This window comes from Desulfosporosinus sp. I2, from assembly GCF_000960765.1.
Classification (GTDB): Bacteria; Bacillota; Desulfitobacteriia; order Desulfitobacteriales; family Desulfitobacteriaceae; genus Desulfosporosinus.
This window is the reverse complement of sequence record NZ_JYNH01000050.1, coordinates 16545-30365: the sequence shown is the minus strand read 5'-3', so window position 1 is coordinate 30365 and position 13821 is coordinate 16545. Positions and strand designations below refer to the sequence as shown.

At 42.9% G+C, this 13821-nt stretch carries 14 protein-coding genes; 5 read left to right on the top strand and 9 right to left on the bottom strand.

The window, feature by feature from the left end:
• The 5 genes from UF75_RS12915 to rimP all read right to left on the bottom strand — a co-directional run.
• The coding region (locus UF75_RS12915) for a translation initiation factor IF-2 N-terminal domain-containing protein (RefSeq protein WP_045575009.1) at positions 1 to 430 on the bottom strand (430 nt) is incomplete at its 3' end.
• 44 nt (positions 431 to 474) lie between these two features.
• Positions 475 to 771 carry a L7Ae/L30e/S12e/Gadd45 family ribosomal protein gene (locus UF75_RS12910; protein ID WP_045575008.1) on the bottom strand — a complete coding sequence of 99 codons (297 nt, stop codon included), beginning with the start codon at positions 769 to 771 and terminating at the stop codon, positions 475 to 477.
• Positions 768 to 1031 (bottom strand): YlxR family protein, encoded by a 264-nt coding sequence (locus UF75_RS12905; RefSeq protein WP_045575007.1) that lies wholly within the window; start codon positions 1029 to 1031, stop codon positions 768 to 770. The genes UF75_RS12910 and UF75_RS12905 overlap by 4 nt, the downstream gene beginning before the upstream one ends.
• A 4-nt stretch (positions 1032 to 1035) precedes the next feature.
• Complete coding sequence (nusA, locus tag UF75_RS12900) at positions 1036 to 2412, bottom strand: transcription termination factor NusA (RefSeq protein ID WP_045575006.1); 1377 nt, start codon at positions 2410 to 2412, stop codon at positions 1036 to 1038.
• A gap of 38 nt (positions 2413 to 2450) precedes the next feature.
• The gene (rimP, locus tag UF75_RS12895; protein ID WP_045575005.1) at positions 2451 to 2909 is read right to left on the bottom strand and encodes a ribosome maturation factor RimP; all 459 of its coding nucleotides are present in this window, start codon (positions 2907 to 2909) and stop codon (positions 2451 to 2453) included.
• A 524-nt stretch (positions 2910 to 3433) separates the two neighbouring features.
• On the opposite strand from rimP, the gene UF75_RS12890 reads away from it, so the two are divergent.
• The 5 genes from UF75_RS12890 to UF75_RS12870 all read left to right on the top strand — a co-directional run bounded on the left by UF75_RS12890 (position 3434) and on the right by UF75_RS12870 (position 8205).
• Positions 3434 to 4051 carry a hypothetical protein gene (locus tag UF75_RS12890; RefSeq protein WP_045575004.1) on the top strand — a complete coding sequence of 206 codons (618 nt, stop codon included), beginning with the start codon at positions 3434 to 3436 and terminating at the stop codon, positions 4049 to 4051.
• A 398-nt stretch (positions 4052 to 4449) separates the two neighbouring features.
• Positions 4450 to 5058, top strand: coding sequence for a hypothetical protein (locus UF75_RS12885; protein WP_045575003.1), 609 nt, complete (start codon positions 4450 to 4452; stop codon positions 5056 to 5058).
• 520 nt (positions 5059 to 5578) lie between these two features.
• The gene (locus UF75_RS12880; RefSeq protein WP_045575002.1) at positions 5579 to 6880 is read left to right on the top strand and encodes a sulfite exporter TauE/SafE family protein; all 1302 of its coding nucleotides are present in this window, start codon (positions 5579 to 5581) and stop codon (positions 6878 to 6880) included.
• Positions 6877 to 7593: a hypothetical protein gene (locus UF75_RS12875; RefSeq protein ID WP_045575001.1), complete on the top strand. Its 717-nt coding sequence runs from the start codon at positions 6877 to 6879 to the stop codon at positions 7591 to 7593. Before UF75_RS12880 ends, UF75_RS12875 begins: the two co-directional genes overlap by 4 nt.
• A 132-nt stretch (positions 7594 to 7725) precedes the next feature.
• Complete coding sequence (locus UF75_RS12870; RefSeq protein WP_045575000.1) at positions 7726 to 8205, top strand: hypothetical protein; 480 nt, start codon at positions 7726 to 7728, stop codon at positions 8203 to 8205.
• 152 nt (positions 8206 to 8357) lie between these two features.
• On the opposite strand, the gene UF75_RS12865 is transcribed toward UF75_RS12870, so the two are convergent.
• The 4 genes from UF75_RS12865 to UF75_RS12850 form a co-directional block, all read right to left on the bottom strand.
• Positions 8358 to 10082, bottom strand: a complete 1725-nt coding sequence (locus tag UF75_RS12865) for a proline--tRNA ligase (RefSeq protein WP_045574999.1) — start codon at positions 10080 to 10082, stop codon at positions 8358 to 8360.
• Positions 10083 to 10144: 62 nt separating this feature from the next.
• Positions 10145 to 11224: a flavodoxin-dependent (E)-4-hydroxy-3-methylbut-2-enyl-diphosphate synthase gene (gene ispG, locus UF75_RS12860; RefSeq protein WP_045575011.1), complete on the bottom strand. Its 1080-nt coding sequence runs from the start codon at positions 11222 to 11224 to the stop codon at positions 10145 to 10147.
• A gap of 38 nt (positions 11225 to 11262) precedes the next feature.
• Entirely contained in the window at positions 11263 to 12333 is a 1071-nt protein-coding gene (gene rseP, locus UF75_RS12855; protein WP_045574998.1) for an RIP metalloprotease RseP, read from the bottom strand.
• Positions 12334 to 12513: 180 nt separating this feature from the next.
• Positions 12514 to 13689 (bottom strand): 1-deoxy-D-xylulose-5-phosphate reductoisomerase, encoded by a 1176-nt coding sequence (locus tag UF75_RS12850; protein ID WP_045574997.1) that lies wholly within the window; start codon positions 13687 to 13689, stop codon positions 12514 to 12516.
• Between the last annotated feature and the right edge of the window lie 132 nt (positions 13690 to 13821).

The window sequence follows — 13821 nt, the reverse complement described above, 5'->3', positions numbered from 1 at the left end:
TTGATACCCTGGACGGGGACCTTGCGGTTGTCCTTGATACCCTGGACTGGGGACCTTGCGGTTGTCCTTGATATCCTGGACGGGGACCTTGTGGACGTCCTTCTATTCCTGGACGGGGACCTTGTGGACGTCCTTCTATTCCTGGACGGGGACCTTGTGGCTGCCCTTCTGTTCCTAAACGGGGTTCTTTCGGCCGTCCTCCTTGAATCGGTTCGGACGTTTTCGGCCTTGTCTCTTCAGTATTATTGTGTTCAGAATGATCCAAAATTATCTCCTTTCCTTTCAGTTGGTTCCGAAGACGGTCCGCATCGTTTTGATCGACCGTACTTAAATGATTTTTCACATCTGTTCCCATAGCCACGAGTTTAGTCATCACTTCTTTACTACTAAAGTTTAATTCTTTTGCTAATTCATGAACACGAATACTCATTTAACCACCCCCACATATTCGGCTCCCACATTACGCTCCAAGCATCAGCTCCTTGCTAGTAAAATAGCTTTAGCAAACCCTTGATCCAAAATAAGCACTGCTGAACGCGGCGAAAGTCCTATAGAATGCCCTAATTCTAGTTTCGTACCTGTGACAAATACCGGTAATTTTATATCATTAGCCCACTGTGTATACTTTTTCTGTGCCCCGTGAGCATCTTCCGCTATTATGAGAAGGAATCCTTTTCTTTTTTTTACCATGGCCTCAATTTGAGCGTCCCCGGAAGCAATTTTACCTGCTCGCCGTGCTATCCCAATAAGTGACTGGATACGTATATTCACGAAGAAATCTTTCCTTCCAAATGAGAAAATACTTCAGGATCAACATCCACTCCAAAAGCCTTTCGGAATCGACGTTCTTTTACGGCAGTCTGAAAGCAGATTAAGTTAGGACAAAGGTATGCTCCACGTCCATTCCTCTTACCTGTAGGATCGAGTTCAACAATCCCTTCCGGAGTTCTGACCACTCGTAAAAGCTCCTTCTTTGGCTTCATCTCCTGACAACCCAAACACATCCTCATCGGAATCTTTCGTGTCTTCATACCATCACCTCTTCCCTTTCTTTTTCTTCTCCTTCAGGGGTACTTCATTATCCCCTGTTAAATTTTCACCTTTCAAACTCTGCGCGTCTGATATTGCAGCATCTGTAACTATCTTATCACTGCTGTCGGAAAACTCCAGTTCTTGAGCATATTCAGGATAATTATCGTTATAGTCCTCGTTATTCTCAATGTCTCCATTAAGCGGCCGGTTATCAGTCTCACCGTTTTCTTCATATTCCTGATAGTCTTCTACATTTGCATAATCATCATATTCTGAATACTCTTCATATTCGCCGAACTCTTCGTAATTTTCATACTCTTCTTGTCCTTGAGCAACAATATTATGGGCAACCGCCTGAGATTCACTCTTAATATCGATCTTCCAACCCGTAAGCTTGGCGGCTAGACGAGCATTTTGTCCCTCTTTTCCGATCGCCAAGGAAAGTTGATAATCTGGAACTACAACGATGGCAACTTTCTCGTTAAGCTTTGGATAAACTTCTACAACCTTGGCAGGAGAAAGTGCGTTCGCCACAAATTCTTGAGGATCTGTTGAATAATTGACGATATCAATTTTTTCCCCTTTTAACTCTGTCACTATGGTTTGAACTCGAACTCCCTTTGGCCCAACACAAGCTCCCACGGGATCGACATTCGGGTCACGTGAAAAAACGGCGATCTTTGACCGAGCTCCCGCTTCACGAGAAACCCCTTTTATTTCAACGACCCCATCATGAATTTCCGGCACTTCAAGCTCAAAGAGACGCTTTATTAAACCCGGATGCGTGCGGGATAACATGATTTGCGGGCCTTTCGTTGTCTTTTTAACTTCAACGACATACGTCTTGATACGATCAAACGATTGGTAGATTTCACCTGGAATTTGTTCCTGAGCAGGGAGCACTGCTTCTACCTTTCCCAAATCGACGATAACGTTCTTTTGTTCATATCGTTGAACCACTCCCGTGACGATATCTCCCTCGCGGTTTACGAATTCATCATAAATCATACCCCGTTCAGCCTCTCTAATGCGCTGAACAACAACCTGCTTTGCCGTTTGTGCAGCAATTCGCCCAAATTCACGTGGGGTCACTTCGTACTCTACAATATCTTCAAATTCATAATTTGGATCGAGTTTACGAGCTTCCTCCAAGCTAACTTGAGTCCGAGCATCCTCCACGATATCTACAACGGTTTTACGGGCATAAACCTTAAATTCGCCGGTTAAACGATCAATAAGAACTCGAACATTTTGCAATGATCCGAAATTCTTCTTGTATGCAGAAATCAGTGCTGCCTCTATTGCCTCAAAAAGAATCTCTGCCGAAATCCCCCGTCCTTTTTCTAATTCGTGAAGGGCCTCGATGAACTCCATATTCATTTTTCCATTTTCCTCCTTATTCTATTGTGCATAACGATCTAGAAATCCAGTAATAAATGAGTTTTCTTGACTAAGTCGCGAGGAATTGCAACGCGCTTATTCTCATATTCTAAAACGATTTCATCGTTGATCAGTCCGACGAGAGTACCAGAGAATTTCTTAAATCCCTGAAACTGAGAAAGGGTATGTACCATAACTAAACTTCCCTGAAAACGTTTAAAGTCCTCTTCCTTTTTAAGAGGACGTTCCAGACCGGGAGATGAAACTTCTAACATGTAAGCCTGGGGAATAGGATTCTTTGTATCAAGCATCTCACTCACAGCGTGGCTTACGTCGGTACAATCGTCCATATCCACGCCACCTTCTTTATCTATATAAAGGCGCAAATACCAATGTGCACCTTCTTTTACGTACTCCACATTGACTAGTTCAAGCCCCTTTTCACTCACGAGCGGCTCAACGAGTGTCTCGATCTGTTGTTCTATTAATTTATTCATGAGAAATCGCTCCTTCAAACCCAAAACGTTTACCCTATAGTCTAACGTGGATAACCAAGAGTTATACCTCGCTAGGATTAGGACAAACGAAGGAGCGGGTTAGAACCCACTCCTTTCCAACAAACACTACAAATTTCCTTATATTAATATAGCATATCCCTAGGAACTCTGCAACATATGGCAAACTTTTAGTTATAAACTCCACTATTTATTTAGGATTCACCTTACAATCTAAATTTTTGCTAAAATATACTAGAACTAGAACCTAAAACCTGCTATTTTATAATCTTCAAACGGATGTCCCAACTTTCTTGCGAACGGGATTCCATTCTTTCCTGAGTTAAGGCTTTTCAGGAGGAGGTAAACGTTTTCTACGAATAGCCATCATGGAAATCGATAATGAACATATCTTCCGGTTATAGACGCAATGCTTGTAGCTGTGCTATCCTTCACATGTAAAGGAATATACATCCTTTTCTGCAGTAAATCACTATATTCAACAATACTGAAAGGTGGAATTTATTTTGTCCGACTTAACTTATAATAAAAATACACCTTTATCTGAGAAGATACCAAGGGAGTCGGGAGAAAGAACCTTTCCAATCTGGCTATTATTTAACCCGAAACATCCTGTTGTTCGCCACTATATTTGGAAACTTGTATTAGCAGAAATTCAGGACAAACTATATAGAGAGCTGCATACAAGGATTGATACTACAAATATTTATATTAGGAATGCTGTTAGCGACAGTAGAATAGTTCCGAATACAGTAAATTGGTGGGGGTCTGAAGTAGCTACCGAAATAGATCAGTTCAGGGAAATTATTATTGAACATCAACCAAGGATTCTTATTTCTTTTGGTTCATTTCCATTTGAATTTGTAAGGCGTGCCTACAAGAGCAGCCCTGAGAAGGGGCCAAAGTATTGGTGTGCTTCTACCTTAGGAGATGAATTTGTAAAATCAATTGAAAAGTTTGATATAAACAAAACGAATATAATTCCCTTACTTCGCCGTGTGACTGAGAGTGATAAGTTTATTGAAAATCACACTTATTTTGCAAGTTACTACCATTATGTAGGCACAAAGATAGCTGAACAGATTATCGAGAACAAGGACAGTCTTAATATTTGGATTGAGTGAACGAGATTTAAGATTTATGATGCTCAAGGAAGTAGGGTCAAACCTGCTTCCTTTGTTTTTAGACATTGAGAAGTCGTACCAGTTTATTGAATTACGAAATCCGTACATCCAAGAACTTATATAGTACAAATCCAAGCACCCTTTTCATTGCTATAATTAATTGTGACCATATCTAATGTCTATAGACCGAGTGCTTGTAATCTGCTAACCTTCAGTTGTAAGCAACCTACAATTTGTTTCTGCAGCAGGCTCACGACTGAACTTTGGCTGGGAAACCTTCAACTGCCAGTGATTAGCAGGATTTTGCGACTATTATTCCGCTATGGGTTATCGGTAGTAACCATAATTATGGAAAGTTGGGATCTGTTTGTCTAACGATAGAATGGAGGTCTTGAAAATTGGATAAATATACACCTTTAATTGATAAGCTAAAGAGGGAGTCGGGAGAAAGAACTTTTCCGATCTGGCTATTATTTAATCCTAAACATCCTGTTGTTAGCCACTATATTTGGACACCCGTATTAACAGAGATACAAGATATAGTATATAGGGAAATGCATACAAGGATTAATACAACCGATATTTATTTTAGGAATGTTGTTGAAGATAGCACAAAAGTCCCCAAAACAGCAAATTGGTGGGGGCCCCAAGTAGGAGCAGAAATAGATCGGTTCAGGGAAATTGTTCTTGAGCATAATCCAAAGCTTCTTATTTCATTCGGCGCCTTTCCATTTGAATTTATGAGGCGTGTCTATGATATTAAACCCGAAAAGGGGCCAAAGTCTTGGGGAAATTCCGAATTAGGTCATGAATTCATAAAATCAATGGAGAATTTTGATATAAACAACACTAACAGGATCCCTTTACTTCGCCACATGGCATCTAGTGGGAAGTACAAAGAAGACCGGAATCAAGATTACTATGAAAATTACATTCATTTTGTGGGCACAAAAATAGCGGAAAAGATTATAGAGAATAAAGATAGCTTTAATTTTTGGTTTGATTAACGATTCAACACTGTACCTCAATATCATCTTTAGACACAAAAATAACTGTCAATGGCGGCACTCATTCATGAAGAATCGGCCACCATCGGCAGTTGTTTTCGTTAGATCTTCTATGTGCTTTTGAAATTTTTTTTATTATTTTATAAAAAATCAAAATTACCATTACAAGTCATTTTGCAATGTGGACAAGGGATTTCCGGTAAACTTATGCCGACTAAAGCTAAACATCAATACTTCGATCTGAGTCAAGGATTATTTCCCAACACAATTATTAAAATCGGCCTAGTTTTTGGCGCATCTCCATATTGTATAATCATTGAGACCATAACTAATGACTATAGACGCGTGGGCGGTACTAATGCTAACCTTTAATCAAATAGCGCAGGAGGGAGTGTTTCTAAACCAAGCTAAACAAGTTTGTGCTATATTTCCCTAAATATTAACCGTTGGGGGGGAGCCTTATGTAACAACTAATCTATCGCTTGGATTATTAATAGAAATCAATAAGGAGGGAAAGGTAATGACGAAAAGGATATACAGTTCCTTTATGCAAGCCTCTAGGGCGCATGCCCAGTGGGAAATTGAGACTTCTTTAAACATTATAAAAAGTCGCAAGAAACTATTGATATTATTCGTAATGGCCCTGCCCTTACTAATTCCGGCAATGGCCCACGCAGCATCTACTCTACCGACCTTTATCGGTGGTAAAGCAGCCTTTGGACCGTCCTTTTTTTCGCCGGCAACATTTTACGGTTCTATAGCAGTAGGTGTCATTGCTGGTCTCATTACAGGATGCATAGGAGCAGGCGGGGGCTTTGTCATCACTCCTGCTCTAATGAGCTTGGGAGTAAAGGGAATATTGGCAGTCGGCACTGACATGTTTCACATCTTTGCTAAGGCAATCATGGGTACCACCCTGCACAAGAAGATGGGTAATGTTCATGCAGGTCTAGCCATCGCCTTTTTAGTCGGTTCTGGGCTGGGGGTCACAGGCGGTGGTGCAATAAATCGTGCATTATATAATTTTAACCCCATAATGAGCGATTTCGTAATAAGTTCAATATACGTTGTTCTGCTGGGATTCCTGGGCATCTTCGCTCTGGGCGAGTTTATTAGTACAAGGAAAAGTGTTCCTAAGGGTGAAGACGTTCACTGCGGCCCAGAGAAAATGACAGCCCTTGGAGTTAAGTTGCAATCCATGAACCTTGCTCCCATGATAAAATTTGATGAGAACGTAGTCCCAGGTGGAAGAAGAATATCCGGCGTCTTTGTAGCACTTTGCGGAGGTGTAACGGGCCTATTAGCTTCAATACTTGGTGTAGGCGGCGGTTTCGTTACTTTCCCAATGTTTGTATACGGACTGGGGATCTCCACCGGAACCACTGTAGGCACCGATATATTCCAAATTATCTTCACAGCTGGTTACGGTTCAATTGCACAGTACGCTATCTACGGCTATGTGTTCTACACATTAGCTATGGGTATGCTGTTGGGTTCACTATTCGGCATTCAAATAGGCGCGATCACCACTAAGGTGGTCCCTGGTACGCAGATTAAGGCCTTTTACGCAATTGCCATTCTGGCGGGTTTTATAAACAGACTATTTGCTCTGCCTGAGAAATTAACACAAATGGGCTATATCACTCTGCCTGCTGCCTCAGGCGCGTTAATCACCAAGATAGGAGTATGGTTATTCTTCGGCTTAGTTTCCGTCTTCGGCATCTGGATCATCGGCACATTTATCGTTAATATACCAAAGCTCCGGGCCGAGTCTGCTGAAGATAATGATCTTGAAGTAACCAAAGGAGGTGTTACCCAATGAGTACAGTTCGAAACAAAAAGACGTTCACAATTGGTATTATCATGATTGCAAGCTTTATACTGTGCTACGTCGGAATGATGTCCCCCAACTTTGGTAACGGCAGGAATGGTCTGCAATACGCCGATGATATGTTTAACTCTTTATCTAAGGGCTCAGCCTATCTTATCAAGGACGCTCAAAAAGTTGCGGATGGTCAAAAGGGAACAAACATCAACCTCACCGTTAAGGCTTCTTCGACCGCAGACGCCGTAAAATGGGGCAAATTGTACACTACAGCCGGTGCCACTGTGACAGTTAAAGAAGCTTCAGTGACTATCGACGGAGATTTTGGCAAAATTCTAGGTGCCGTAGTGGCTGACAGCGATTTCATGTATCACAATGATAGTAAAGCATTGGAAACAAAATATGGTTACGATGGCCGTGAAGCAACCAATAACTGGAACAATTCCTTAAAGAAAATTGACGCTGCACTGAAAGCCAAATCCCAGTTTCCACAAGAATTTGACTTGGTCAAAGTCCAGCAAAAGGCCCTTGAACCGGCTTACAACTACTACGGAATTGAAATAAAGAAAGTAAGTGAGAATAAATCTAGTCTGGCCTTCCTGCTCAGCTTCTACCTTCTGTACACCGTATGGTATGGCTTCGGACTCTACTATCTCTTTGATGGTTTGGGCATAGTCGTTTCCAACCCAAAGAAGAAAGTCGAAGTGTAAATTGAGTAAAGAATTCTTTTAGCCAGTGTGAAAGCTTAAAACTTTATCTTTTGTAGCAACGAGTGATCCTCTACTAGTGCTCCACTAGTTGCTACAGAGGTTTTAAGCCAAAGTTAGAGAGGAGGGTTTACTTTGATCGAGGAATTAGAAGATTTTGGGGTCAGAAACACTAGGGGTAGGTTTTTAACGGTTGAACCAGTACCAGTACCAGAGTGTGAAGGAAATCATAAGTTTGTATTGTATAATAACAGGGCTAAAACCAAACGACCTGTGGCTACTCTTACTACAAGGGTTGGGACAGTTCTCCTATCAGGTAATGTTAAACCATCATTTGTTGGTACTTTAGCGATCAGACCTGATGTGCCATTTAGTCAGAAGGAGTTACAGGATTTGCCAGCCGACGTAGCTACTCTGATGTTTAGAGTATTAGGGGGCAATCCCCTTGAAGAAAAATTTATTGTTAAAATAACCTGTCCGATTTTAGATGATCAAGATCAAGACGATGATGAAGAAGAAGTTCAGATAATTTCCGAATCTTGGATAGATGGAACTACAAATTTTAAACACTACTCAATTTTTACCGGTCGATCCGTCATAATGCCATCAGGGTAGAAGGTAATTATCCCTCATTTTTAGTCACTATTCCAACAACGTAAGGGAGGGACACAACCTCAAATATTGAGAGTTGTGTCCCTCCCCCCTAGAAATTAGGCAACTTCTGTCTAATTCTCCGCATATCCACTTCAACCAGAGTACACAAAAAACTAATACTGTAAAGCCTGTTGTATCATAGCCTTTACCTGTCGAGCAACATCCTTCACCAAAACAAGTTGTGTATCGTTTGTTTTTCGGTCTTTAAGTTCAACCTGACCATTAGCTAGGGTTTTGCTTCCTAGGGTTACCCTAATCGGATATCCTACCAAATCGGCATCCTTAAATTTAACCCCAGCACGTTCATCTCGATCGTCAAGTACTACTTCCACGCCTAGGCGCTGGAGTTCCTGGTACAGTTTTTGGGCTGTTTCCACGACTTGAACATCTTTAGTACTCGCTGGAATAATGATACAGTGATACGGAGCAATCGGCATGGGCCAAATAATCCCAAAGTCATCATGGTTCTGTTCAATTGCAGCTGCTATTGAACGGGTAACCCCAATACCATAGCAACCCATGACACAACATTTCTCTTCTCCATTTTCATCGAGAAAGGTCGCCCCAAAGGCTTTACTATACTTTGTTCCCAACTTGAAAACTTGGCCTACTTCAATTCCCCTTGCCTCCTTAAGTGGTGCTCCACATTTAAGACAAGCTTCTCCAAGCTCCACCATTCTCAAATCAAAAACTTGGTCTAAACGAAAATCACGACTAGGAACGACATCGACATAATGATAACCCGTTTTGTTCGCTCCACATACAGCCCTTTTCATTAAAGGGATTTCCTGATCAGCAACGACCATAAGCCCTTCGGGAACCTCAATTGGACCGACCGAACCCGGTCCACACCCTAAAATCTTCTCCACTTGCTCAGGGGCGGCCAGTTGCAGGGACACGAATCCTCCTAAGGCATTATTTAATTTAATTTCATTCAAGGTGCGATCTCCACGAATCAACACTAAGAACGTTTTCTCATCTCCTTGATAAAGCAACGATTTCACTAGAGTACTTGGGAGGACCGTTAAATGTTCACAGACTTCGTTGATGGTCTTAACACCCGGAGTAGCGACCAGTTTGGTTTGTCCTTCAGGGGAGATATCATCAATGACTTGGGGGCGACATTCCGACTTTTCCGTATTGGCAGCATAATCGCACCCAGAACAATAAACCACAGAATTTTCTCCAGAATCGGCTAATACCATAAATTCGTGGGTCCCACCTGTTCCCCCAATTGCTCCGGCATCTGCCTCGACGGGTCGATAGGATAAACCACAACGGGAAAAGATCCGACAGTATGCATCGTACATTTTTTGATAACTTTCTTGGAGGCCAGCCTCATCTCGGTCAAACGAGTAAAGGTCTTTCATGAGGAATTCTCGACCACGCATTAGGCCAAAGCGAGGGCGTCGTTCATCTCGATATTTATTTTGTATTTGATAGAGGAGCATCGGAAGTTGCTTGTAAGAACGGACTTCCCCTCGAATAAGGTCTGTGATAATTTCTTCGTGCGTCGGCCCCAGGCAAAATTCACGGTTATGGCGATCTTTCAAACGAAAAAGTTCTGCCCCGTAGACATCCCAGCGTCCGCTCTCTTTCCATAATTCAGCAGGTTGCATAATCGGCATCAGGATTTCTTGCCCACCTTTAGCATCCATTTCCTCACGCACGATAGTTTCAATCTTCCTTAAAACCCTCAATCCTAAGGGCAGAAGAGTATAAAACCCAGATGCTGACTTACGTATTAAGCCGGCCCTAACCATCAATTGATGGCTAATAACTTCAGCTTCAGCTGGAACCTCACGAAGTGTAGGATTTAATAGTTGACTGACGAGCATGATCTACATTCCTTTCTAATCTGTTCTTTGTAGGGGCAATTCATGAATTGCCCCTACCTTTATTAACCCCTGCCATGATCTCGAACATACTCTTCGATTTCGCATAGCAAAGCTGCTAGTAATTCCTCTTCCGGAAGGCGAGCTATGACCTCTCCTCTTCGAAACAAAAGCCCCATTCCTTTTCCGCCTGCGATCCCATAGTCAGCTTCACGGGCCTCCCCTGGTCCGTTGACCGCACATCCCATAACAGCGACCTTCAAGGGCTTGTCCAGCGGCGGAAGTTGAGCTAAACGCAACTCAACCTTTTCTGCGAGTAAGGCCAGATCGACCTGAGTACGCCCACAGGTCGGGCAACTGATTAATTCTACGCTACGCTGTCTTAAGTTGAGAACACGCAGAATTTCCAGAGCAACTGGAATTTCACGGACGGGATCTCCCGTGAGCGACACTCGTATCGTATCTCCAATCCCTTCGGCAAGGAGTGTCCCAATCCCGATTGCCGACTTTACGACGCCTGAGCTTACCGTCCCTGCTTCTGTTACCCCTAAATGCAGTGGGTAATCAACCACCTCATTCATCTTCCGATAAGCATCAAGCATCAGAGGGACTGTAGAAGCTTTTAAGGAAACTTTTATTTTATCATAGCCTTCTTCTTCAAGTAATCGAATATGTCCTAAGGCACTTTCAATCATTCCTTCGGCAGTGGGGCCTTGATATTTTTCGAGTAGTTCTTTTTCTAGGGACCCAGCGTTCACCCCTATTCGGATGGGAATCTGTTGTTCTTTCACAGCGCGAACAACCTCTTGAACTTTCCAGCGTGCCCCAATATTTCCTGGATTAAGCCGCAAGCCATGGATCCCCTGTTCAACCGCCAGAAGAGCAAGTCGGTAATCAAAGTGGATGTCTGCAATCACAGGGAGTGGGCTCTTAGTCGCAATCTCGCCTAAAGCCTTGGCTGCATCCCCATCTAATACTGCAAGACGCACGATTTCACAACCGGCTTCCGCCAAGGCATGAATCTGAGCCAGCGATTTGGAGACATCACGTGTATCAGTATTAGTCATCGATTGTATGACAATCGATGATCCTCCGCCGACCGTGACGGACCCAACTTGGACTGGTTTTGTCATCTTTCTCTGTATCATTTTCTGTTGCAGTCCCTCCTGTTTCCCCCTGTCCATCACCCAGCTTTAACAAACAAGCGTAAGACATCTTTATAGGTAACGGCAAGCATTAACATCATCAGTAACACAAAACCTACCAAGTGAATCATGTTTTCCTTTTCTGGGTTAAGGGGTTTTCCCCGTAGTCCCTCGATCAAAAGGAAGACAAGCCGACTCCCATCCAAAGCTGGGATGGGGAACAAATTAATCAGTCCCAATTGAATGCTTAGAACTCCAGTCAAACCCAACAAGCTAGCTAACCCTTGATGAGCTCCTTCTCCGATTGCCTGAGCAATCATAACTGGACCTCCTACTTCAGCTGGGATTTTCCCAGTTACCATTTGGGTCAAAGTCACCATTATCAGCTTAGTGAAGTCCACGGAACGTTCAATACCATAATGAGTTGCCTCTAGAATTGAGGCATGTTCATAGATTACCTCTGGTGCGATCCCAATCATCCCATACCCAGTTTGGGCATCTTTTTCCGTTTTGACGGATAGTGTTTGAACCTGCTTTTCATTCATCCGTTCTATTGTTAACGTCAATAGTTGGTCAGGTTTTGCGTGGATTGCTTCGGTTAAGCTAGTCCAATCAGGAGTCTTCACCTGGTCCACAGCAATGATTCTATCTCCGGGTTGGATTCCAGCCGTGGCGGCGGGTTTTCCCTTCAAGAGTGAGCCAATCAAATTACTATCTCCTGAGGATGGGATGCCTAGAAAGGCAAAAACAGTCACAAACAAAATCACAGCCAAAATAAAATTCATGATAGGTCCAGCCGCAATCACAGCCATCCGTTGCCACACCGGCTTATTCATAAAACTTCGGACATCTTGGCTCGGGGCTACTATCGATCGACCATTAGCATCCACTTCGGCATCCATGCCATGAAGTTTTACGAACCCACCTAAAGGAATCAGACGCAGACAATAAAACGTTTCTTTCCCTTGATAACCCACTATTTTTGGGCCAAAACCAAAACTGAACTCGAGCACTTTAACCCCGATCCATTTTGCGACAATATAGTGTCCGAATTCATGAATCATAACCATGCTTCCAAAAACAAAAACAATGGCGAGTGTCGTTAACACTTTATACCCCCCTTTACTCGTGGTACGAGGTTCGTAGTTCGTGGTTCGATCGTATACAATTATCTAATACTGAGTACGTGGTTCCTTCTCGTGATTCGTCGTTCAGAATGTAGACTATCTATGATTTTGTCCATCTAGTGATTCATACTGTGTACTTCATGGTTAATAGTTCATTGAAATTCAAACATCGAGCATCGCGCTTCGTGCATCGAACTTCGCAACCAGTTCTTCAGTCCTACGACGCGCCCAAGTGTCTGCATCGAGTATACTTCCCAAATCAAGGCTATCTAAAACATGATGTTCAGAACAAACCTTTTCGACAATCTCTAAAATCCCCAAATAGGTAATTTTCTTCTCTAGAAACGCTGAAACGGCTACTTCATTAGAAGCGTTCATGACTGCCGGAAGGGTACCGCCACGTCGTCCCACCTTGTATGCCAAGGCCAAAGCAGGAAAAGCATCCCGATCCGGTTCATGAAAGGACAACGTTTTCCCCTTGAGGTCAAGGCGTTCAAACGGATTCTTCCAGCGGGTTGGATAACTTAGAGCATATTGGATCGGTAAACGCATGTCGGGTCTTCCCAATTGCGCAAGAACTGAGCCATCTTGATATTCCACCATGGAATGGATAACACTTTGAGGATGAATCAGAACCTCAATTTGATCGTACTCCTTGTTAAATAGATGATGGGCTTCAATTACTTCAAGACCCTTGTTCATCATTGTAGCGGAGTCAATTGTGATTTTTGCACCCATCTCCCAATTGGGATGACAGAGAGCTTTTTCCAGAGTCACCGTTGCTAATTTTTCCTTAGTCCATCCGAAGAAAGGCCCACCTGAAGCTGTCAAAATAAGTTTGGTAATCGTATCTAGACTTTCCTCAAGGCACTGGAATATTGCTGAATGTTCACTATCCACCGGAAGGATCGGACACTTCATTCTCTTTGCAGAAGACATCACTAAGTCTCCACCCGCCACCAAGGTTTCTTTGTTAGCCAAAGCAATCGTTTTCCCAGTTTCTATCGCCGCAAGGGTAGGTTCTAAACCAATTCTTCCAGAAAGAGCAGTGACAACAGTATCTACCTGAGGAGCAATAACCGCATCGATTATCCCATTCATACCCTGATCTACCTTGATCGGCAAATCCCTCAAACGACCTCGTAATTCTTGAGCTGCGGCTTCATCCATCATCACCACCACCGTAGGACGAAAAAGTCGCGCTTGTCTTTCCATTAATTCGACACTTTTCGACGCCACTAAAGCATGAACCTTAAGGTGCTCTTCGGCGTGATGAACAACCTCTAAAGTTTGACGTCCAATCGAACCAGTTGATCCTAATAAGGTCAGCGTCTTCAACGCTTATCATCTCTTCCTGCTTTTTAAAATAGTTATCATCTTTAGTTGAACGAGTTCGCTTATGCCAATGCTGGAAATTTACTGCATGGAACTGACTTTTGTGAACTATCCTTGTGAGCGAACTGAGATAAT